We start from the raw sequence: 21,372 nt of genomic DNA on the forward strand, positions 1-21,372 counted from the left end.
CCAGCACAATGTACTCATGTCCGCTTCCGCATCTGCACTGCAGCAGATCTCCAAGTCCTCACGTGGCGCCAAGATGGGCGCCTGGCTGGTCGGGATGGGGGTGTTGCACTTCGCCGCCCCCAAGCCGTTCGACACCATCGTCCCCGAGGAGCTCCCCGGCACCCAGCGCTTCTACACCTACGCCTCCGGTGTCGCCGAGATCGGTGTCGGGGCCATGCTGCTCGCGCCGCGGACGCGGAGGGTCGGCGCACTGTCGGCCATCGCCCTGTTCCTCGGCGTGCTGCCCGGGAACGTGAACATGGTGCGGCTGTGGAAGGACAAGCCGCTGCCGATGCGCGTCGGCGCGTATGCCCGCCTTCCGTTGCAGATCCCGATGATCACGCAGGCCTGGAAGGTCTACAAGGAGAGTTAGGCAGCCTCCGCCCCCGCCTGATCGCTCAGCAGAGCGATCAGATCGCTCTCGTCGGGGAGCACGTCCGGAACCACGGTCTCACCAGACCGCACGTAGTGGAACACCGCCCGCACCGACGACAGCGGGCATTCGTGGAGCCGGGCCCATGCCAGCCGGTACACAGCCAACTGAATGGCATTGTGCTGTAATTCTTCTGGAGTGGACGGCACCTCACCAGTCTTCCAGTCCACCACCGTGACCTTGCCGTCCTCGCCGGCGAAGACCGCGTCGATCCGGCCTCGCACCACACGGCCCGCAATCATCATGTCGAACGGCACCTCGACATCAACCGGTGTGCGGGCAGCCCACGGCGACAGTGCGAATGCTGACTGCAGTTCCTCCAGCTCGCCCCTGTCCTGGCGATCGGCGTCGGCCGCGCCGGGAAGGTCGTCGAGATCGAAGAGCTTCTCGGCTTGGAAGTATCGCTGCACCCATTCGTGAAAAGCTGTACCCAGCAGCGCCTGTGAGTCTGGCCGACGAGGGAGCCGCCTCTGCAGCCGCTGCGCGACCGCTTCGGGATCCTTGCCGAGTTCGACCATCGCACTGACCGACAGCTGCACGGGCAACGCCGGAGCGGGTCTGTGTGCGGCCAGTTCCCGTTCCGCCAGAAGCGCGTCGACGTCTGCGGCCCAGCCGTGTACATCGGTCTGCGGAACGATTGAGGCGCCCCCTTCGATGGCGGCCGCGACGAGGTGTGCACCCCGGTCGGTGGGTTCCCGGCGGCCGCCCATCGGGTCCACCGGCCACATTGCCTCGATCTCACGTTCCCGCAATGGGTTGGCCTCGCCGTCGGCGGGTGCCTCAGCCCAGACGTCGACCGTTCCGCACGGTGTACCCGTCTCCGCCGAGGTCTCGATGACATCTTTCAGCCCGCAGAGGAATTCCGAAGGGCCGCGAGGTTTGGACTCGGTCGCTCCCCAGTGATGTCCCGACACCAGCAGCGTGTGCTCGGCGCGGGTGACCGCCACGTACAGCAGCCGCCGTTCCTCGTCGGTGCGCCGCTGCTCGAGACGGCGCTTGTGATCGGAGATCTTGTCGGACAACCCTTTCCGGTCGCTTACATCAGAGGTGTCAAGGACAGGGACACCGTGTGCGGACACGGTGGCGCAGTCACCGCGCAGCAGCGGCGGAAGGTCGGCGGCGTCGGTCAGCCAGGTGCGAGGTGATGCGGTCGACGGGAATACCCGCTTCGACAGGTGTGGCACCGCAACGATCTGCCATTCGAGGCCCTTGGCTGCGTGCACGGTCAGGATCTGGACCCGATCGGCGGACACGGTGACCTCGGCGGGCGCGAGACCGTTCTCCACCTGCTCGGCGGTGTCGAGATAGGCCAGCAGGCCCGAGGCCGTCGCCGACCCGCGTGACGAGAAGTCGGCGACCACGTCGCCGAAGGCGTCGAGATGCTCGGTGCCCGACCATCCCGCTGAAACTGGTTGAGCAGCACGGACTTCGGCGTCGACACCGAGGACGCGCCGTATTTCGGCGACAAGGTCGGGCAGCGGGCTCTCCAGGTGGGCGCGCAGCGCGGTCAGCTCCCGCCCCAAAGTGATGATCCTGGCGTGGCCTGCCGCGGAGTACGCCGCAGCCGGGCCGGGATCGCAGATGGCGTCGGCCAGACAGGCGGTGTCGGCGTCCGGTCCCAGCGCCGCGACGATGTCCGCGGTCGCCGACGATGCATTGGGAGAGCCCGGGTCGACCAGCGCCGCGGCCCGTCGCCACAGCGCGGCGACATCGCGGGCGCCCAACCTCCAGCGCGGTCCGGTCAGCACCCGAACGGCGGCAGCGCCGGCGGTCGGGTCGACGCACAACCGCAGCATTGCCACTAGGTCTGCGACCTCGGGCACGGCGAGCAGGCCGGCGAGCCCGACCACCTCGACCGGCACCCCTCGCCGGTTCAGGGCTTCAGCCATCGGCGCGGCATCGGCGTTGCGGCGGACCAGCACCGCGGCGGTGGGAACCGCGGCGGATCGCCGGCTCCCGTCGTGCCAACGGGCAGCGATCTGGTCAGCGACCCAGTCTCGTTCGGCCTCCACGTCGGAAAGCAGCGCGCAGTGCACAGCACCCGGCTCGGCGCCGGGCCGCGATTGCAGCGACCGCACCGACACCGACCGGCGCCGGGCGTCGACGGACATCTCGTTCGCCAGGTGCAGCACCTCCGGCGGGTTGCGCCAACTGGTGCGCAGCTCCAGCGTGGGCGCCGGCGTTCCGTCCGACCGGGGGAAGTCGGTGGTGAAGCGAGGGAGATTGGTCGCCGATGCACCCCGCCAGCCGTAGATCGACTGAATGGGGTCACCGACGGCGGTCAGGGCCAGATCGTCGTCGGCGCCGCCGCCGAACAGCGCCGACAGCGCGACACGCTGTGCGTGGCCGGTGTCCTGGTACTCGTCGAGGAGCACGACGCGGTATCTCTGTCGCAATTGTTCGCCGACGGAGGGGAATTGCGAAGCCAGCCGTGCTGCCGAAGCCATCTGCATACCGAAATCCATCACACGTTGCTCGCGCATCCTGCGGTGCAGTTCGTCGATCAGCGGGACCAGCATCGTGCGTTCGGTTTGGGTGGCCAGCATGCGCAGCAGCCACTGGCTGGGGCCGCGGTCGCGCTGGTATCTGCCCGCGGGCAGGGTATGCACCAGCCGGTCGAGTTCGACGTGGGTGTCGTTCAGTTGCGCCGTGTCAACAAGGTGCTCGGAGAGCTGCCCGGCCAGTCGCAACACCATGCCGGTGATGGAGGCCGGCGATTTGTCGGTCTCCAGCACTGCCGGATGTTCGCAGACCACACGAAAGGCCAACTGCCACAACTCCGTCTCGCTGAGCAGTCGGGTATCGGGCTCGACGGGAAGCATCAGCCCATATTCACGCAGCAGGTTTCCCGCGAAGGCGTGATAGGTGCCGACGGTGACGGGGTCTTCGGTGAAACCGGCCCCCGCCGCCGAGGGCACCACAAGCCCGGTGCCGGCGAGGCGCGCAAGCCGGGCCCGCACCCGCCGCAGAAGCTGACCGGCGGCCTTCCGGGTGAAAGTCAGGCCCAGGACCTCTCCGGGATGCGCGTAGCCATTGGCGACGAGCCACACGACACGGGCCGCCATGGTCTCGGTCTTTCCTGCGCCGGCTCCCGCGATGACGACGAGCGGCCCCGGGGGCGCGGCGATCACGGCCGCCTGTTCCTCGGTCGGCTCGAATATTCCCAAAGCCTTTGATAACTCAGCGGGACTGTATCGGGGTGTGGTCATTCCTTGCTCCTGGAATTCTGTGCCGGACACATCGCGCGAACCGGGCAGTGGGCACATCCTTCGTTGACCCGTGCGACGAACTCCGGGCCCTGGGTCGCCGCGGCTGCCTGGCGGACCCGCGAGTGCCACTCGGAATGACCATCGGAGGTCAAAGCGTCCTGATGGCGTTCGGTGGCCCCGCCACCCGTGGCCTTGCCGAGATAGACGAGCCGCCCGCCCCCGGGCTCGTCGCCCTCGGCGAGCAGACCCGCGGCCACCGCCAGCTGATACATCGCCAGCTGCGCGTGGGACTGTGCGTCGTCCTTGGTAACAGGACTCTTGCCGGTCTTGATGTCCACGACGACGAGCCGGCCCTCGCTGTCGCATTCCAGCCGGTCGAGCCGGCCGCGGATCCGCACCGAGGGGCCCTCGGAATCTGCGTCGCCGATCAGGCCGTCGACGTCGACCTCGGTGCCGACCTCGGTCAATTCGGAGCGGCTGTCGGTACGCCACCGCAGAAAGGTCGAGAGCATCTCCAGATGCCGCGCCAGCTCGTTGTCCGAATGCCACTGTGCATCGAAAGGCAATTCCTGCCAGACCTTTTCGAGTTCATTGAGCAGCTGACTTTCGGACTTCCCCGAGTCCGAGACAAGGGCGTGCACCAGCGACCCCAGGGCCGAGCGGATATCGCGACCGCGCGAGCCTCCGTGGCGTTCCAGTAGCCAGCGCAGCGGGCAGTCCGCCAGCATCTGCAGCGTCGACGGCGACATGGTGACCACATGGTCGTCGCCCTCCCACAGAGGCTCGTGGGTCGACAGTTCACGCGTGCCGTACCACGAGTCGGGATCCGCCCCGTGCACACCCGCCTCGGCCAATCGCGCCAACTGAGCTGCCGCACAGGCTCTTTCCGTGTCGTCCACCGCGCCGGGCGGTGCGCACACCACGGCACGCAGCCGCCCGACCAACGCGGCGGGTGCCAGCATCCGCGGAGCCCTGATCGGCACGGCGGGCTCGGTCGCCGGCTCGGTAGCCAGTGCGGCGAGCTCGTGACAGAACGACGACGGCAGCAGAGCGGAATCACCGCAATCGCTGTCGACTGCCGTCACGAGCAGGCGGCTGCGTGCCCGGCCCATCGCAGCGATCAGCAGCCGCCGTTCCTCAGCCAGCAGCGGCGCGCGGCTCGACAACCGTTGGCCCGCTTCGACAACACCATCGATCACGTCGACGAGATGCTGGGTGCCCAACACGCCGCCACGAGGAGATACGTTGGGCCACAGTCCTTCCTGCAGACCGGCGATCACCACGAATTCCCATTCGCGGTTCAGTGCCGAGTGTGCGCTGACCAGCGAGACGCCGGCGCGGGCCTGATCGTCGCCGCGGGGCGGAAGGGAAAGAGACCGGATGTGATCGATCAGGCCGCGAATCGATGCCCCTGCCGTGCGGTCGACGTACTGCTCGGCGACGTCGAACATCGCCGTGACGGCGTCGAGGTCGCGCTCTGCCTGGGCGGCTGCGGGTCCGCCGCGCTCGCTCGCTGCCAGCCACCGCCGCTGCAGGCCAGAGCGGTGCCATGCCTGCCACAAGGTGTGGCGCGGATCGCTGCCCTCCTCGGCGCTGCGGCGCGCGGCGGTCAGCACCGAGCGCACCCGGCGCAGAGCACGCGCCTGCTCATCGGGCAGCACCACGAGGTCGGAGTGCAACGCCGTCACCAGGAGCTCGCCGAAACCGTCGGGTGAGCCCGGCGAGGCCCGGCGCAGTGTGCGACGCAGCTGGCGCAGCGACACCGGGTCGACGCGCCCGATAGGTCCGGTCACCAGGGCCAGCGCCCGGTCGCCATCGAGGTGGTCGGCGGTGGCTTCCAGGATCGTGAGCAGTGTCCGCACGGCCGGCTGATCGGCAAGGGGCGCATCGGTGTGCGGTTGGTCCACGGGGACACCAGCCGCAGCCAGCGCGCGCGCCAAAGCCGTGCCCGAACGGGGAACCGAGCGGACGATCACAGCCATCTGGTCCCACGGCACGCCGTCGACGAGGTGTGCGCGACGCAGCGCGTCTGCGATCAGAGCTGATTCGGCGTGTGGCGACGCGGCGATGCGCACCGTCAGCGAGCCCTCCCCTTCTCTGCCGGTGAACTCGCGCGCAGCCTCAGCTCCCGGAAGCCGCCGTGTGACAGCGCTTATCGCCTCTGCGAGCGGCGCCGCGCAGCGGTGGGATCGGGTGAGCGCCAGTGTATGGCCGTCACCGCGCAGTAACGCCGGGTCGGCGCCGCGATACCCGAACACCGTCTGGTGCGGATCGCCGGCGATCACAGTGAGTTCGGCACCGGCGGCCAGGATCTCGACGAGCCGGGCGGTCTGCGGGTCGAGGTGTTGCGCATCGTCGACCAGCAGCAGTTGAATGCGCGCCCGTTCGGCGGCCAGCAGGTCGGCGTCCACGGCGAAAGCCTCCAGCGCCGCGCCGACCAGCTCCGCGGCGCCCAATGCCGGCACGGTGGCCTGGGGGGCGGCCATGCCAACAGCGGAACGCAGAAGCATGATCTGCTCGTAGGCCTGCGCGAACCGGCCGGCCGCCTGCCACTCGGGGCGGCCGCTGAGACGACCGACGCGTTGCAGCGCAAGCGGATCGACGCCGCGCTCACTGCAGCGGGCCATCAGGTCGCGCAGTTCGGTGGCGAAGCCGACGGTGCTCAGTGCAGGGCGCAGCTGCCCCGGCCACCGGACCGGCGACGCGTCGCCGTCTTCGAGGTCGCCGGCGAGTAGCTCGCGGATGATCCCGTCCTGCTCTGCGCTGGTGATCAGCCGCGGCTGCGGGCTTCCGTTGCGCTGCGCGGCGAGGCGCAGCACCGCGAACGCGTACGAGTGCACGGTGCGTACGAGCGGTTCGCGCACCGCGTCACGCCCACCCGCACCCAGCAACCGAGAGGTGATGGATGCCCGGGCGTGGGCGCTGAGTCTCGCCGAACCCGTCAGCAACAGAACCGATTCCGGATCGCAACCGGCCGCGATGTGGGCCACCGCGGTGTCCACGAGCAGGGTGCTCTTGCCCGTGCCCGGCCCGCCCAGCACTCTGACGGTGCCGCGCGTATCTCGGCGACCCAAGGCGTCGAGTGTCAGTTCGGTGTGCGGGGCGGACATGCCACGCATGACATCACGAGGGTCCGACAACTCCGCCTCACCTGGTCTGCGCCGGACGCGCCTGGCACCATCGGCAAGGTGACCGACCTGCTGTGCACCTACCGATTCGGACCGACCGGACCCGCCACGGTCCTTGCTCTCCATGGACTGACCGGACACGGCAAGCGCTGGGAAACGCTGTTCACTCGCCATCTGCCCGACGTGACGGCGATCGCCCCCGACCTCCTCGGACACGGGCGCTCGTCGTGGGATGCGCCGTGGACGATCGAGGCAAACGTCGCGGCGCTCGCTGCCCTTGTGGACGCCGAAGCCGATGGTCCGGTCGTCGTGGTGGGCCATTCGTTCGGCGGTGCTATCGCACTGAACCTCGCTGCGGCGCGGCCGGATCTGATCACCGGCCTGGTGCTTCTGGATCCGGCCGTGGCGTTGGACGGGCGATGGATGCGTGAAGTGGCCGACGACATGTACAGCTCGCCCGATTACACCGACCGAGCCGAGGCCCGTCAGGAGAAGGTCGGCGGTTCGTGGGGCGAGGTGCCCGACGACGAGCTCGATCGCGAACTCGACGAGCACCTCGTCGATGCGGCCGACGGCCGCGTGGGGTGGCGCATCAGCATTCCGGCCATGTTGTCGTACTGGAGCGAGCTGACCCGACCTGTTCCCGTGCCGCGCGATGGCACCCCCACCACGCTGGTACGGGCCACGCACACCGACCCGCCCTACGCGAGCGACGAGCTGATCACCGCGCTGGAAGCTGGTCTCGGACCGAATTTCACGCTCTTGGAATGGGACTGCGACCACATGGTTCCGCTCGCGAAGCCCACCGAGACCGCGGCCGCGATCCGGGACCGGCTGGCCTGACGATGGCCGCGATCACCGAGGAGCAGGTGGAGACGGTGCGCGGCCTGGTGGCCTCCATTCCGTCCGGTCGCGTGTCCACCTACGGTGACATCGCCGACGCCGCAGGGCTTTCCAGTCCGCGAATCGTCGCCTGGATCATGCGGACCGACTCGTCAGACCTGCCGTGGCACCGGGTGATCCGGGCATCGGGACGGCCCGCGCCGCATCTGGAGACGCGCCAGCTGGAGCGTTTGCGCGCCGAGGGGGTGCTGGCCGACGACGGCCGGGTATCGCTGCGAGAGTACCGCCACACGTTCTGAGGATCGCGGGAGCGAAGTCACGGCTGTGGATTCGGGCGCGATCACAGCCAGGAATGCTATTCCGCGGCACTCACAACGCGAGGCGCACCAGTGCCGCTGTGCGCGCAAGACCGGGGAACGCCGCGGCCGTCGACCTCGGGTGCAGCGCATGCACACTCAAGCGGAACATCAACGCACGCAACAGCATCTGCGGCCATTCTGGCAGTGCGGACCACCGCTCGATCAGCGCGTCGTCCGCCTCGCCCCAGGCCAGAGCGTCCACGACGACAACGCCCGCGGCCCACGCGGGTGGACGCCAATACGGCGTGATGTCGGTGATTCCCGGTGCCGCAGTGCCCGCGAAAAGCACTGTGCCGTAGAGATCTCCGTGCACCAACTGGCTGGGGCTCTTGGTCGGGCGACGCAGCATGGCGAGCTGGTTGATCAACTCGATGGACTTCTGTCCGTCAGCGGTGCCCGGCCCGACTCGCGCGCCCGGCGGCAGGGAATGAAGCGGGCGCTCCTCCCACGCCGCACGGTCGGCGGCGATGAACACGTCGACATCTCCCCACGGAGCGATCGGCGGCTGGGTCAGGAAGCGGGGACGCTCCAACTTGGACGTCGCCTCGTGCAACCGCACTGCGGCGGAGACGACTTCGTCGTGACGGGGCTCCGGGGTCCCCGCGACGTAAGTGTCCGCTCGCCAGCCCGCGACGACGTAGCGCCCGTCCGTCGAACGGACGGGGCGGGCCAGCCGCACCCCGTCGACGAACAGCGTCTCCCTAACCTTCGCCGACCAGGCGGCACGGGCGTGGTCGGCGACCATCGACAACACGACCTCGCCGCAGCGCCAGCCACCCTCCCAGCTGGATCCCAGCGGCGCCGGCTGCACCCCGGACAGCCCGAAAGCTGCAAGTACATGCTCGGGCGGGCGCTCTGCGGTCACCGCAACAGCGTAAGCGCAGCGGCGGCCAACCCAGCGTTAGTACATGACCATGTCGGGTTCGAGTTGCTTGCCCCACGCAACGATTCCGCCTTGCACGTGCAGCGCGTCGGAAAATCCCGCCTTCTTCACGATGGCGAGCACCTCGGCAGAGCGGACCCCGGTCTTGCAGTAGAACACCGGAGTCTGGTCGACCTTCAGCTTGGACAGCGCCTCGCCGGTCTCGAACGAACCCTTCGGGATCAACTCGGCACCCTGGATGTGGTTGATGTCCCACTCGACCGGCTCCCGGACGTCGATCAGCGCCAACGGCTTGCCGGATTCCAGAAGCTCCCGCAACTCGCGGGGGGTGATGGTCGATTCGGCGGCAGCCTCCGCAGCCTCGTCGGAGACGACGCCGCAGAACTCCTCGTAGTCGATGAGTTCGGTGATCTTCGGCGTCGACGGATCCTTGCGGATCTTGATCGTCCGATACGTCATGTCGAGCGCGTCGTAGACCATCAGGCGGCCCAGCAGCGGCTCGCCGATACCGGTGAGCAGCTTGATGGCCTCGGTGCCCATCACCGACGCGATCGAGGCGCACAGGATTCCCAGCACGCCACCCTCGGCGCACGACGGCACCATCCCGGGTGGCGGCGGCTCGGGATACAGATCGCGATAGTTCAGACCCAAGCCGTCGGGCGCGTCCTCCCAGAACACCGACACCTGGCCTTCGAAGCGGTAGATCGAGCCCCACACATACGGCTTGCCTGCCAGCACGGCGGCATCGTTGACCAGGTAGCGCGTCGCAAAGTTGTCGGTGCCGTCGAGAATCAGGTCGTACTGGGCGAACAGGTCGACCGCATTTTCCGGTTCCAGGCGGAACTCGTGCAGGTTGACGGTGACGAGCGGGTTGACCTCGAGGATCGAGTCCTTGGCGCTCTGCGCCTTCGAGCGGCCGATGTCGGACTGGCCGTGGATGATCTGACGCTGCAGATTGGACTCGTCGACGACGTCGAACTCGACGATGCCGATGGTGCCCACGCCCGCGGCGGCCAGGTAGAGCAGCGTCGGCGATCCGAGGCCTCCGGCCCCGATGACGAGGACCCTGGCGTTCTTCAACCGCTTCTGCCCGTCCAGGCCGAGGTCGGGAATGATGAGGTGGCGGCTGTAGCGCGCGACCTCTTCGCGAGTCAGTTCAGCCGCTGGCTCTACCAGCGGCGGCAACGGTGAGGACACCGACTTCTCCTTGGTTGGCTGTATGACCCATCTCAGCAGGTACGCAGTTCAACAGCAACGAGGCCCCATCGCTTCCCGCGCGGTCACGATCGCCGGGCGTGCGCGAATGCACAGAATTACCGGCGCGGCGGGGTACAGACACGCACGCTCGCGGTGCGTGTGGGGCCCAGGATCAGGCGATCGGATAGGGCCAGGGATTGAATCGGCACGTCAGCCCATCGGCGGTGACCGTGCCCGGGTCGAACTTGGCCGCGTCGTTGTTGTTCGTGGAGAACGTCTGCTGCATCATGATCGGCGCGAGAGCACCGTTTTCCAGACACTGCTCGTGACGCGCGTAGCCCATCGCGTGCCCGACCTCGTGATTGATGACGTACTGCCGGTAGGACCCGATGTCGCCCTGGAACGGCACCGCACCCCGCACCCAGCGCGCCTCGTTGATGAACACCCGGGACTGGCCCTGGAAGGCAGGGTTGTAGCAGGACGCTTCCAGCGGGATGTCGTATCCGCAGCCGTCGCGAATGGTCATCGGCGAGGTCAGCGACACCCGGAAATCGGGAACCACGCCGGCGGCGGCATCGATGCGCGTGAACGCGAACTCCGGGTTGTGCGTCCAGCTCTTCGGGTTGGCCAGCGTCTCGGTGACCATGCGCGCGAAGCCTTCGTCACCGCCGAAGGTGGTGGTGTCCACGCCGTCTTCGACCTCGACGGTGTAGGTGAACACTTTGGTAGTGCCCTGGCCGACCTGGGGTGTCGTGCCCGGGACGACGTGCCAGGTACGGGCGCCTGCCTCGGTGAACGGCCCGCCCTGGGGCAGGATCCCGGTGGGCAGACTGGCGTCGAATTCGGTCAGACCCTTGGGCGGCGCGCCGACGATGGCGGTGCTCGCCATCCCGATCGTGGGAGGACCCTGAACGGGTCCTTCCTCCTCCACCACCTGTGGGGCGCTCGTGCCGGTGATGGTCTGGTAGACGACGACCACGGTGAGAACGACCAACAGCGGCAGCGCGTAGGCACGCCACCCGTAGGTGGAGATGAAGCGTCCGATCCAGGACTGCTTGCGCCAGCGCGCGTGCTCGTCCCGGTTGGCCCGCGGCCTACCCGGCTGCTCGGCCAGCGGGTCGCGTTGCGCACGAAGCGGCTCCCGCCACTCGTCGCGCAACACCGGCGCGCGACCGCCCCCGCGACTCCCTGGGTCGTAGGTCACCGAAACAGAATGACACAGCTCAAGGGACTTGCAGGTCCGGCGCGCCACCGAAGCACTGCTCAGGCGACCCTTGCATGTAGAGCCGACGGACCCGCTGTCCTGAGGCGTAGCGTCGATCAACGGTAGTACTGTCATTCGCAGCCATTTCAGGACGCCGGTCGCGCCGGCTGAATTTTTCGAGGTTTTGATGAGCGAACTCGCCAAGGCGGCGCAGCGACGAGGGGGCCAGCCGGCCAACGGCACCAGCTCCCCTGTCGCGGCGCGGCGCGGCAACCGTCTGCCTCGCGACGAGCGCCGCGGACAACTGCTTGCCGCTGCCAGCGAGGTGTTCGTCGACCGCGGCTACCACGCCGCGGGCATGGACGAGATCGCCGACCGCGCCGGAGTCAGCAAACCGGTTCTGTATCAACACTTCTCGTCGAAGGTCGAGCTGTACCTGGCGGTGCTGCAGCGTCACGTCGACAACCTGGTCTCCGGTGTGCGGCAGGCGCTGCGGACCACCACCGACAACCGTCAGCGCGTGCGTGCCGCGGTGCAGGCGTTCTTCGATTTCATCGAGCACGACAGCCAGGGGTACCGGCTGATCTTCGAGAACGACTACGTCACGGAGCCGCAGGTCGCCGCGCAGGTCAAGGTGGCGACAGAATCGTGCACCGACGCGGTGTTCGACCTCATCAGCCACGATTCCGGCCTCGAGCCGCACCGGGCGCGGATGATTGCCGTCGGGCTGGTCAGCATCAGCGTCGACTCGGCGCGGTACTGGCTCAACAACGAGCGCCCCATCGAGAAGGACGACGCCGTCGAAGGCACCGTCGCGTTCATCTGGGGCGGGTTGTCACACGTTCCCTTGACGCGGTCCTAGACACCGGACCCGAAACCGCGCTCCCGCAACCGTTCACGCGCAAGGCGGAACCGCGGGAGCGTGTTTCGGGCCGCGTTACTGGCTCTTGGTCACTTCCGCGCCGAGGGCGTTCACACCGAAGCCGACCCGTCGCGAATCCGCGGCTCCGATCTCGACATAGGCGATGCGCGCGGATTGGACGAGGAAACGCCGACCTTTCTCGTCGGTGAGAGCGAGCACGGCCGGATCGCCGCTCAATGCATCGGTGACCAACTTCTCCACCTCGGCCGGGGTCTGCGCGCTGGCGAAAATCAGCTCGCGCGGGCTGTCGGTGACACCGATCTTGACCTCCACGGTGAGAACCCTTCTGTTCGTGTGCTCGGCTACTCCAAGGAGGCTAATGGACGTCGGCACGGTGAGCGGCCGCTGGGCTTCTGCGTACGCGAGGAGCGAAACAGCAGGGGCGTACGCGAGGAGCGAAACAGCAGGGGCGTCCGCGAGGAGCGAAATAGCAGGGCGTGACGCACGTGCCGCGGCCATAACGCCACGGCGACCGAACCGAGTCCCGACCGTGACCGCCAGCGAGGCCGCGTCAGCCTCATCTGTCACTTCTGCCTCAGTACCATCGGCCCCGGAAACGGACAGAGCTGACTGGGAAAGTGGCATGAACAGGCCTTACACCGCACAATCGCCGTATTCTCTGACGCCGACGGAGCGCATCCGCAGCCCGCGCGGCAGCGGTCGTTACGGCGGCTACGGAACCGCCACCGACGATCCGGATCGTTACGACGACCTGGACACCGATGCGCTGCCGCCGTATCACGGCGGCGACTACGACGCCGACGATGACTACGACGCCGAGAGCTACGACGAGTACCTCGACGAGGCTCGTCTGGACCGGCGGTGGATGTGGATCGCCGGCGTCGCAGGCGCGATCCTGTTCGTCGCGGTGATCACGGCCAGCATGATCCTGGGCGGCGGCGACAGCGGTTCAGTGTCGGCGACCGTCGGGTCTCCGCTGCCGACATCCAGCGCACCCGAACCTTCCGCGGCGCCCACTCCTCGTGTCGCGGCGCCGGCTGCTCCGTCGCTTCCCGCCGAGACGGTCACGACGATCACCCCGACGGCCGAGACGCCGGTGCCCGCCCCTACGACCCCCGCACCGTTGCTGCCCGCACCGCAAGCCGCGCCACCGCCCGCGGCAGCCGCCCCCGGCACCGTGACCTACCGGATCACGGGCAACCGCGCGCTCCTAGACCTCGTGACAGTGATCTACACCGACGCCCAAGGCGCACTGCAGACCGACGTGAATGCGGCTCTGCCGTGGTCGAAGACGATCGTGCTCAACCCGGGCGTCACGTTGAGCTCGGTCACCGCGACCAGCGTGTCCGGTCAGCTCAACTGCGCAATCCTCGACGCCAACGGATCGCTGATCGCCGTCCAGAACAACAACTCGATCATCACCAACTGCACACGCTAGAACCCGCCGAAACTGCATTCCATGCGCAAAAACCCGCGGAAGCGGCGCGTGGAATGCAGTTTCGGCCGTCAGGCCAGGCCGAGCTCCTGCATGCGGGTGCTGTGGGTGTGCTGAAGCCGGTCGAAGAACTCGGTCATCTGCGAAAGGCCACCGCCGGCCATCACGAGGTCGACGAGTTCGTCGTGGTCGGCCATTACGAACTGGGCCTGGGTGATCGCCTCGCCGAGCAGCCGGCGCGACCACAGCGCCAAGCGGTGGCGCTGACGGTCGCTGGCGGTGACCGCGGCCCGGACCTCCGCGACGACGAACTGTGAGTGCCCGGTCTCGGAGAGCACCGACCGCACCACCTCGGCAACCTCGTCGGGCATTACGTCGGCGATCTCCAGATAGAAGTCGGCGGCGAGAGCATCGCCGACATATGTCTTGACCAGCGCCTCAAGCCATGTGCTGGGGGTCGTCAGCCGGTGATAGTTCTCCAGCGCGGACGCATACTTCGTCATCGCAGGGACGACGTCGACACCGCGGCGTTCCAGCGCATCGCGGAGCACCTCGTAGTGGTTCATCTCCGCGGCCGCCATGCTGGCCATGTTGATCCGACCGCTCAAATTCGGTGCCATCCTGGCCTCTTCGGTGAGCCGGTAGAAGGCGGCCACTTCGCCGTAGGCGAGCAGCGCGAACAGCTCGTTGATACCGGAATGGTCGAGCGACACGCGCGGTGCGTCCGGGCCGTTCGGCTCTGCTGCGGAGGCAGATGAGGCGGCCGCGCGCGGCGTCGAAGTCATGCCCCAACTCTAAACGCCACCGGCGTCAATGCCGCCAGAGCGCAGTCGACCGGCTACCATGGAGTTGGTGTCGGCGCGCAAGCCGACGGATCTACCCAGGTCACGCTGGCATTCTTTTGCCGCAGACACCTTGGATATGTGCGTGCATGCAGGCGGCCCGCCCCCTCAGCGCAGGGCCCGGCGAAGGTTCACTTCACAACTCATGTGCGCGTGAGAACACATGAGGATTGACAAGTGAAAGGCTTCGTTTTCTAAGCATGACTCCCGTAACACCGCACACCACACCGACATTCGCCGAGCTCGGCGTCCGCGACGAGATCGTGCGCGCCCTCGCCGAGAACGGCATCGAGCACGCCTTCGCGATCCAGGAGCTGACCCTTCCGCTTGCGCTGGCCGGCGACGACCTGATCGGGCAGGCCCGCACCGGCATGGGCAAGACGTTCGCGTTCGGCGTTCCCCTGCTGCACCGGATCAGCACCGACACCGAGCGGCCGTTGACCGGTATTCCGCGCGCTCTGGTCGTCGTTCCGACCCGGGAGCTTTGCATCCAGGTGCACGGTGACCTGATTGCCGCATCCAAGTATCTGAAGGCCGACGAGTCCCGCAAGCTGACCGTCACCGCGATCTACGGCGGACGCCCGTATGAGCCGCAGATCGAGGCGCTGCAGAAGGGCGTCGACGTCGTCGTCGGCACCCCGGGCCGCCTGCTGGACCTCGCACAGCAGGGTCACCTGCAACTCGGTGGACTCAGCGTGCTGGTCCTCGACGAGGCCGACGAAATGCTCGACCTGGGATTCCTGCCCGATATCGAGCGGATCCTCAAGCAGATCCCCGACAAGCGGCAGGCCATGCTGTTCTCGGCGACGATGCCCGACCCGATCATCACGCTGGCGCGCACCTTCATGACCCAGCCGACCCACATCCGGGCCGAGGCGCCGCACTCGTCGGCCACCCACGACAGCACCGAGCAGTTCGCCTACCGGGCGCACGCGCTGGACAAGGTCGAGATGGTCGCACGCATCCTGCAGGCCGAGGGCCGCGGCGCGACGATGATCTTCACCCGCACCAAGCGCACCGCGCAGAAGGTCGCCGACGAACTCGCCGAGCGTGGCTTCAAGGTCGGCGCCGTACACGGTGACCTCGGCCAAGGAGCGCGCGAGAAGGCGCTCAAGGCGTTCCGTACCGGCGCTGTCGACGTGCTCGTGGCCACGGATGTCGCGGCGCGCGGTATCGACATCGACGACATCACCCACGTCATCAACTTCCAGATCCCCGAAGACGAGCAGTCCTATGTGCACCGCATCGGCCGCACCGGCCGCGCCGGTAAGACCGGTATCGCGGTGACTCTGGTCGATTGGGACGAGCTGCCCCGCTGGTCAATGATCGACAAGGCGCTGGGGCTCGACACCCCCGATCCCGCCGAGACGTACTCGAGCTCTCCGCACCTCTACGAAGAGCTCAACATCCCCTCCGAGGCCGGCGGTTCGATCGCCAAGCCTGTGCGCACCGCCGAGAAGGAACCGCGTGAACCGCGGGAGCCTCGTGAACGGCCCGCGCGCAATCGCAACCGGCGCCGCACACGCGGCGGCCAGGCCGTCAGCGGGCACCCCGAAGGGGCACCCGAGCAGGCCGTCACCGAGGACGCCGCTGCTATTGGAACCGACGCCGGCGACGGTGAGGCACGGCCGGCTCGCAGGCGCCGCCGCCGTCGGCCGAGCAAGGCGACGGCTGCAGGTCCGGCCGCAGGCACCAACTAACCGACTGCGTTGGTCAAACCCGAACGCCGCACTCGGGCGGACCTGATCGCCGCGGCCGCTATCGCCGGTGTCGTCATCGTCGTCGCGGCGGTCGTGTGGTGGACCAGTGACGCCAGGGCGACGATCAGCCAGCCGGCCGTCGAGCCGGTGCCGAGTCTCAAACCCGCTGTTGCCGTACCGGATTCGCTGAAGCAGCTGTGGACCGCGCCCAGCGCGAAGACCACGCAACCGCTTGTGGTCACCGGCGCGGTCGTCACCGGTGACGGCCGGGGCATGGAGGGCCGCGACCCGGTAACCGGCGCGACGCTGTGGAGCTATGCCCGCGACCTCGAGCTGTGCGGCGTCACGTGGGTCTACAACTACGCCGTGGCCGTCTATCCCGATGTACGCGGCTGCGGTCAGGTCAGCACCGTCGACGCCAAGACCGGTCTGCGCGGCCCTTCGCGCACAAGCTATTCCGACCGCCACGTCACGCTCTCCGGCGACGGCACCACCGTGTTGTCGGCCGGGGAGACACGGCTGGAGATGTGGCGTTCGGACATGGTCCGGATGCTGAGCTACGGCGCGCTCGACGCGCCGATCAAACCCGGAGTCCCGGCAACCCCTCTGTGCCGCTTTGTCTCTGCGGGTGCGAGCTCAAGCTCGGTATCGGTGTTGGAGGCGTGCAACAACCAGGATCTGCGCCTGACGCTGTTGCGCCCGTCCGATGAGGAGGACACCCCCGAAGTCAAGTACGCCCAACAGAAGGGCGTAGTGGACGGCTCGGGCGCTCGCGTGGTGGCGGTGACGGACTCGTTCACCGCCCTCTATGTGCCCACCCCGAAGCCGCGTCTGGATGTCATCGATGACACCGGCGCCACGGTGGACACCACGATCGTCGACGGACCACCCGCCCCCGACGCCGTTGCCTCGCGGGCTGGTGACGTGATCACGTGGTGGACGGGCAAGGCGCTCATGGTCTTCGACGCGGACAACCTGCAGTACAAATACACCGTCGCCCCGTCGGGAGACGACGCCCCGATCGGTCCGGCGACGGCGATGGCGGGCAAGTTGCTCGTGCCCGTCACCACGGGTTACGACGTCTTCGATCCGAACACCGGTGCGGGCGACAAACACATTCCGCTGCAACGCCCGGCCGTCGACGGTCCCGTCGTGCCCGCCGTGGCAGGCGCGACAGTGCTGGAGCAGCGGGGCGGCGAACTCGTCGCGCTAGGCCCCTGACACTTCCTCAGAGCTCGGGTGTGAACGTCGCCAGCGCCTTGCCGCTCTTCCAGTGCTTGAGCAGTGCCGTCGCGAACTCCCGGTAGGCCACCGCGCCCTTGTTCTTGCGGCCGGTGAGCACCGACGCACCGGAGGCGCTGGCCTCGGCGAAGCGCACGGTCCGCGGGATCGGCGGGGCGAGGACCGGGAGGTTGTAGCGGTCGACCACGTCGAACAGCACGTCCCTGCTGTGCGTGGTGCGCGAATCGTAGAGCGTCGGCAGGGCGCCGAGAAGTTTGAGCTTCGGATTCGTTATCGCCTGCACATCGGACACCGTGCGCAGGAACTGCCCCACGCCTCGATGTGCGAGCGTCTCGCACTGCAGCGGTACGACGACCTCATCGGCGGCCGTCAGCCCGTTGAGCGTCAGCACGCCCAGTGAGGGCGGACAGTCGATGATCACGACGTCGAAGTCGGCGCTCACTTTGTCGAGTGCGCGCTTGAGCGCATGCTCGCGGCCGGCGCGCATCAGCAGCATCGCCTCGGCCCCCGCGAGGTCGATGTTGGCAGGCAGCAACGTCATGCCTTCGGGTGTCTGCACCAGGGCGGCGTCGGGTTCGACGTCACCGAGAAGAACTTCGTGCACCGAGACCGGCAGTTTGTCCGGGTCGTGCCCCAGGGAGAAGGTCAACGAGCCCTGCGGGTCGAGGTCGACGAGCAACACCTTCTTGCCCTGCTCGACCATTGCCGCACCCAACGACGCGACCGTCGTCGTCTTGGCGACACCACCCTTCTGATTGGCGATCGCCAGTACTCGCGTCACATTTCCCATTCTGAAGCCCGTTCTGCCATCGTGTTGTCCTCCCCTGTCCATCTTGGCCCGCGGACGCCGCGTGAACCGAGGCGTACGGCAGAATCGAGTGTTGTGGGCCTCCTGCAGCACCGACTGATCCTGCTTCGGCACGGCGAAACAGAGTGGTCGAAGTCGGGCAAGCATACGAGCCGTACCGAACTCGAGCTCACCGAGCATGGCCGTGTTCAAGCCGAAGCCGCGGCAGACACGCTGAAGCAGATGCAACTCGAGGACCCGTATGTCATCAGCAGCCCTCGTGTTCGCGCCACGACCACCGCCGAGCTGGCGGGCTTGACAGTCGACGAAGTAAGTCCGTTGATCAGCGAATGGGATTACGGCGACTACGAAGGCACCACCACAGAGGAGATTCGCAAGGCCGTACCCAACTGGCTGGTGTGGACCCACGGCTGCCCCGGCGGCGAGACCTCCGCCGAGGTCTGTGAGCGTGCCGATCGCGCCATCGAGGTGGCGTTGCAGCACATGCAATCCCGTGATGTCGTGTTCGTCGGGCACGGTCACTTCTCCCGCGCGGTGATCACCCGGTGGATCGAGCAGCCGGTATACGAGGGAATCCGCTTCGCGATGCCGGCAGCGTCCCTTGCCGTCTGCGGCTTCGAACACGGCGTTCGTCAGCTCAGCGCGCTGGCACAGACCGGCCATCCCAATCCCGCCGTGTCGACGTGACTCGCGAGCCGACCTTCGTCCTGGACGGCCCCGACGGGGTGATCGTCGGTGAAGGTGTGCACACTGCGTTCCCGCACATCGCGGATGCGCGCGCCGCACTGGCCTCACACAGCACACCAATCGTTGTGGGCGCCTTGCCTTTCGACCTCACCAAGCCCGCGGCCCTGATCCGGCCACAGGCGGTGCGGTTCGCCGATGCGCTACCGGATTGGCCGCTGCGTGAGATGCCGACGGTCGAGATCGCGGCGACGACGCCGGACGCCGACGAGCATGGTCGCCGTATCGGCGTGGCGTTGGCCCGGCTGCGCGATCCGGCTGATGACCTGCACAAGGTGGTGCTGGCCCGCGCCCTGCGACTGGCGGCCGACGGGCGCCTGGATGCGCGGACCCTGCTGAGCCGGCTCGCGGCGAAGGACGCTCAGGCGACCAAGTACCTGGTCGATCTGTCGGCGGCCGGCGACGGTTACTCCGGCAGCATCCTGGTGGGCGCGAGCCCCGAACTTCTGGTGGCCCGGCACGGTCAGCAGGTCCTCTGCCGCCCGTTCGCGGGCTCGGCCCCCCGCCTGGCCGATCCCGAGGCCGACGCGGCCAGCGGTGCCGCCCTCGCCGAGTCGCAGAAGAACCGTCACGAACATCAGCTGGTGGTCGACGCCTTACGCACCGCTCTCGAGCCGTTGTGCACCGATCTAGAGGTCGCCGAAAGCCCGCTGCTCACCAAGACAGCTGCCGTCTGGCATCTTTACACGCCGATCACCGGCCGGCTCCGCGAAAAGTCCACCACCGCACTGGATCTGGCCGTCGCACTGCATCCCACCCCCGCAGTGGGCGGCTCACCGACCGATCAGGCCGTCGCGTTGATCGAGGACATCGAAGGCGACCGCGGGTTCTATGCGGGCACCGTGGGTTACTGCGACCAGCGAGGCGACGGCCGGTGGGTGGTGTCGATTCGGTGCGCACAACTGTCCCCCGACCGGCGCACCGCCACGGCCCATTCCGGTGGCGGAATCGTCGCCGAATCCGACCCCGGCGAGGAAGTCGACGAGACCACGACGAAGTTCCGGACGATCCTGTCGGCGCTGGGAGTCGAGCCGTGAGCGCGCGGGACGAGCGAAGCGACGGGGAAGACATCCTCGTCCGTCCCGTCCGTCGCGGCGACGAAGCGGAACTGACGGCCATGATCCACGAGCTGGCCGAGTTCGAGAATGCCTCCGCCGAATGCACCGTCAGCGAAAGCCAATTGGGCGAAGCGCTTTTCGGACCCGAGCCCGTCGTGCGCGGCCACCTCGTGGAGGTCGACGGACAGGCGGCCGCGGCGGCGCTGTGGTTCCGCAACTTCTCGACCTGGGACGGCGTCGCGGGCATCTATCTGGAGGATCTGTTCGTGCGCCCGCAGTTCCGCAGGCGGGGCCTGGCTCGAAAGCTGCTCGCGACGCTTGCCCGCGAATGCGTCGAGCGTGGGTACTCGCGCCTGAGCTGGGCCGTGTTGGACTGGAACGTCAATGCGATCGCCCTGTACGACGGGGTCGGCGGGAAGCCGCAGAGCGAATGGATCACCTATCGGGTGTCGGGACCGGACCTGTCCGAGTTGGCGTCCGAAATCTCACCGGGCGCCTGAGTCAGCCAGTGCAGCCCTGACGGACTGAACAGCATCGCGAGCGCCGCGATCGCCGTCGCGGCCACCACCAGGGCGATGCCCAGCCAGCCGGAGCTGAAGACGTACCAGGCGACGCCCAGCAGCACCAGGTTCGCGAAAACCGCGATACCCCTGCCCCATCGGCGTCCAGTCCACAGCGCCCAGCCGGCAGCGGCCACACCGGAGCCCATGATCGCGAACCAGCCTGCCGTGCCGTAGCCGCTGATCGCAATCTCATGATGCCCGGCCGCTTCGCGCACGACGAGCACGGCAGCCATCGCGATCGCCAGAAACCCTTCCAGCGCGGCGATCCCGCCCGCGATGCGCACCGGGCGGGGCGGGTGAGACGTCACTGCGAGAGCCTGTCCGCCAGGTATCGCACCGCCATCTCATAGCCGAGAGGGCCCGCACCGGCTACCACCATCTCCGCGACCGCGGACACATACGAGTGGTGCCGAAACTGTTCGCGGGCATGGATATTGCTCAGATGCACCTCCGCGACGGGCAGACCGACGGAGCGCAGCGCATCGGCGATCGCCACCGAGGTGTGACTGTAGGCGGCGGGGTTGATGACGATGCCTGCGCAATCGGTGCGCGCCGCCTGGATCGCGTCGACGAGCTCACCTTCGTGGTTGCTCTGCACCGCACGGACCTTCAAACCCACCTCCGCAGCCACCTCGGCCACCCGCGCCTCGATCTCGGCGAGCGTCGTAGAGCCGTATACCTCCGGCTGCCGGGTGCCCAGCAGGTTCAGGTTCGGCCCGTTGACGATGAGCAGTCGACGTTCGGTCACCGTTGTACGGTACCGATGCCCGCGCCACAGAGCTGGCACTCCCGGCGGCCCGAT

At 67.8% G+C, this 21,372-nt stretch carries 20 protein-coding genes; 10 read left to right on the forward strand and 10 right to left on the reverse strand.

Annotated features, from left to right (window positions below):
- Positions 1-16: 16 nt before the first annotated feature.
- Complete coding sequence (locus AWC12_RS25725; RefSeq protein WP_110808754.1) at positions 17-412, forward strand: DoxX family protein; 396 nt, start codon at positions 17-19, stop codon at positions 410-412.
- On the opposite strand, the gene AWC12_RS25730 is transcribed toward AWC12_RS25725, so the two are convergent.
- Positions 409-3,681 (reverse strand): ATP-dependent helicase, encoded by a 3,273-nt coding sequence (locus tag AWC12_RS25730; protein ID WP_085177908.1) that lies wholly within the window; start codon positions 3,679-3,681, stop codon positions 409-411. The genes AWC12_RS25725 and AWC12_RS25730 overlap by 4 nt on opposite strands.
- A complete protein-coding gene (locus AWC12_RS25735) occupies positions 3,678-6,791 on the reverse strand; it encodes an ATP-dependent helicase (RefSeq protein WP_085177909.1) in 3,114 nt (1,037 codons plus the stop codon). Before AWC12_RS25735 ends, AWC12_RS25730 begins: the two co-directional genes overlap by 4 nt.
- A 78-nt stretch (positions 6,792-6,869) precedes the next feature.
- Between AWC12_RS25735 and AWC12_RS25740 the strand changes: the two genes are divergently transcribed.
- On the forward strand, positions 6,870-7,652 hold the full coding sequence (locus AWC12_RS25740) for an alpha/beta fold hydrolase (RefSeq protein WP_024448608.1): 783 nt from the start codon (positions 6,870-6,872) through the stop codon (positions 7,650-7,652).
- A gap of 2 nt (positions 7,653-7,654) precedes the next feature.
- Entirely contained in the window at positions 7,655-7,951 is a 297-nt protein-coding gene (locus AWC12_RS25745) for an MGMT family protein (protein WP_024448607.1), read from the forward strand.
- Positions 7,952-8,021: 70 nt separating this feature from the next.
- On the opposite strand, the gene AWC12_RS25750 is transcribed toward AWC12_RS25745, so the two are convergent.
- From AWC12_RS25750 to AWC12_RS25760, 3 genes are all read right to left on the reverse strand, one after another.
- Positions 8,022-8,876 (reverse strand): TIGR02569 family protein, encoded by an 855-nt coding sequence (locus AWC12_RS25750; RefSeq protein ID WP_024448606.1) that lies wholly within the window; start codon positions 8,874-8,876, stop codon positions 8,022-8,024.
- Between the two features lie 36 nt (positions 8,877-8,912).
- Positions 8,913-10,091, reverse strand: a complete 1,179-nt coding sequence (gene moeZ, locus AWC12_RS25755; RefSeq protein WP_024448605.1) for an adenylyltransferase/sulfurtransferase MoeZ — start codon at positions 10,089-10,091, stop codon at positions 8,913-8,915.
- Between the two features lie 172 nt (positions 10,092-10,263).
- Positions 10,264-11,295: a DUF3152 domain-containing protein gene (locus AWC12_RS25760; protein ID WP_085177910.1), complete on the reverse strand. Its 1,032-nt coding sequence runs from the start codon at positions 11,293-11,295 to the stop codon at positions 10,264-10,266.
- A gap of 187 nt (positions 11,296-11,482) precedes the next feature.
- Here AWC12_RS25760 and AWC12_RS25765 point away from each other — a divergent pair, with 187 nt between their 5' ends.
- Positions 11,483-12,157, forward strand: coding sequence for an HTH-type transcriptional activator FasR (locus tag AWC12_RS25765; RefSeq protein ID WP_024448603.1), 675 nt, complete (start codon positions 11,483-11,485; stop codon positions 12,155-12,157).
- Positions 12,158-12,232: 75 nt separating this feature from the next.
- Here the strand turns inward: AWC12_RS25765 and AWC12_RS25770 are convergent, their stop codons facing one another.
- Complete coding sequence (locus AWC12_RS25770) at positions 12,233-12,490, reverse strand: DUF3107 domain-containing protein (RefSeq protein ID WP_024448602.1); 258 nt, start codon at positions 12,488-12,490, stop codon at positions 12,233-12,235.
- 310 nt (positions 12,491-12,800) lie between these two features.
- Between AWC12_RS25770 and AWC12_RS25775 the strand changes: the two genes are divergently transcribed.
- On the forward strand, positions 12,801-13,616 hold the full coding sequence (locus tag AWC12_RS25775; protein WP_024448601.1) for an MmpS family transport accessory protein: 816 nt from the start codon (positions 12,801-12,803) through the stop codon (positions 13,614-13,616).
- Between the two features lie 68 nt (positions 13,617-13,684).
- On the opposite strand, the gene AWC12_RS25780 is transcribed toward AWC12_RS25775, so the two are convergent.
- Positions 13,685-14,398 carry a ferritin-like fold-containing protein gene (locus AWC12_RS25780; protein ID WP_024448600.1) on the reverse strand — a complete coding sequence of 238 codons (714 nt, stop codon included), beginning with the start codon at positions 14,396-14,398 and terminating at the stop codon, positions 13,685-13,687.
- A gap of 257 nt (positions 14,399-14,655) precedes the next feature.
- On the opposite strand from AWC12_RS25780, the gene AWC12_RS25785 reads away from it, so the two are divergent.
- Together AWC12_RS25785 and AWC12_RS25790 are read left to right on the forward strand one after the other, a co-directional pair.
- Positions 14,656-16,155, forward strand: a complete 1,500-nt coding sequence (locus AWC12_RS25785) for a DEAD/DEAH box helicase (RefSeq protein ID WP_024448599.1) — start codon at positions 14,656-14,658, stop codon at positions 16,153-16,155.
- 9 nt (positions 16,156-16,164) lie between these two features.
- Positions 16,165-17,376 (forward strand): Rv3212 family protein, encoded by a 1,212-nt coding sequence (locus AWC12_RS25790; protein WP_024448598.1) that lies wholly within the window; start codon positions 16,165-16,167, stop codon positions 17,374-17,376.
- A 7-nt stretch (positions 17,377-17,383) separates the two neighbouring features.
- On the opposite strand, the gene AWC12_RS25795 is transcribed toward AWC12_RS25790, so the two are convergent.
- The gene (locus AWC12_RS25795; RefSeq protein WP_085177940.1) at positions 17,384-18,178 is read right to left on the reverse strand and encodes a ParA family protein; all 795 of its coding nucleotides are present in this window, start codon (positions 18,176-18,178) and stop codon (positions 17,384-17,386) included.
- A 102-nt stretch (positions 18,179-18,280) separates the two neighbouring features.
- On the opposite strand from AWC12_RS25795, the gene AWC12_RS25800 reads away from it, so the two are divergent.
- The 3 genes from AWC12_RS25800 (at position 18,281) to AWC12_RS25810 (ending at position 20,507) form a co-directional block, all read left to right on the forward strand.
- Positions 18,281-18,892 carry an acid phosphatase gene (locus tag AWC12_RS25800; protein ID WP_024448596.1) on the forward strand — a complete coding sequence of 204 codons (612 nt, stop codon included), beginning with the start codon at positions 18,281-18,283 and terminating at the stop codon, positions 18,890-18,892.
- On the forward strand, positions 18,889-19,986 hold the full coding sequence (locus tag AWC12_RS25805) for an isochorismate synthase (RefSeq protein ID WP_024448595.1): 1,098 nt from the start codon (positions 18,889-18,891) through the stop codon (positions 19,984-19,986). Before AWC12_RS25800 ends, AWC12_RS25805 begins: the two co-directional genes overlap by 4 nt.
- Positions 19,987-20,066: 80 nt before the next feature.
- Positions 20,067-20,507, forward strand: a complete 441-nt coding sequence (locus AWC12_RS25810) for a GNAT family N-acetyltransferase (RefSeq protein ID WP_051226895.1) — start codon at positions 20,067-20,069, stop codon at positions 20,505-20,507.
- On the opposite strand, the gene AWC12_RS25815 is transcribed toward AWC12_RS25810, so the two are convergent.
- Together AWC12_RS25815 and aroQ are read right to left on the reverse strand one after the other, a co-directional pair.
- The gene (locus AWC12_RS25815; protein ID WP_036465785.1) at positions 20,447-20,878 is read right to left on the reverse strand and encodes a hypothetical protein; all 432 of its coding nucleotides are present in this window, start codon (positions 20,876-20,878) and stop codon (positions 20,447-20,449) included. The genes AWC12_RS25810 and AWC12_RS25815 overlap by 61 nt on opposite strands.
- Entirely contained in the window at positions 20,875-21,318 is a 444-nt protein-coding gene (aroQ, locus tag AWC12_RS25820) for a type II 3-dehydroquinate dehydratase (protein ID WP_024448592.1), read from the reverse strand. Before aroQ ends, AWC12_RS25815 begins: the two co-directional genes overlap by 4 nt.
- Positions 21,319-21,372: the final 54 nt, after the last annotated feature.

It is taken from the genome of Mycolicibacterium iranicum, assembly GCF_002101705.1.
Classification (GTDB): domain Bacteria; phylum Actinomycetota; class Actinomycetes; order Mycobacteriales; family Mycobacteriaceae; genus Mycobacterium; species Mycobacterium iranicum.

Bases quoted from the DNA above. Each gene is read 5' to 3' on its own strand.
- AWC12_RS25785 (WP_024448599.1), top strand. From the start codon at position 14,656: ATGACTCCCGTAACACCGCACACCACACCGACATTCGCCGAGCTCGGC.
- AWC12_RS25730 (WP_085177908.1), bottom strand. From the start codon at position 3,681: ATGACCACACCCCGATACAGTCCCGCTGAGTTATCAAAGGCTTTGGGA.
- AWC12_RS25775 (WP_024448601.1), top strand. From the start codon at position 12,801: ATGAACAGGCCTTACACCGCACAATCGCCGTATTCTCTGACGCCGACG.
- AWC12_RS25725 (WP_110808754.1), top strand. From the start codon at position 17: ATGTCCGCTTCCGCATCTGCACTGCAGCAGATCTCCAAGTCCTCACGT.
- AWC12_RS25810 (WP_051226895.1), top strand. From the start codon at position 20,067: ATGATCCACGAGCTGGCCGAGTTCGAGAATGCCTCCGCCGAATGCACC.
- AWC12_RS25780 (WP_024448600.1), bottom strand. From the start codon at position 14,398: ATGACTTCGACGCCGCGCGCGGCCGCCTCATCTGCCTCCGCAGCAGAG.
- AWC12_RS25745 (WP_024448607.1), top strand. From the start codon at position 7,655: ATGGCCGCGATCACCGAGGAGCAGGTGGAGACGGTGCGCGGCCTGGTG.
- AWC12_RS25735 (WP_085177909.1), bottom strand. From the start codon at position 6,791: ATGTCCGCCCCGCACACCGAACTGACACTCGACGCCTTGGGTCGCCGA.
- AWC12_RS25765 (WP_024448603.1), top strand. From the start codon at position 11,483: ATGAGCGAACTCGCCAAGGCGGCGCAGCGACGAGGGGGCCAGCCGGCC.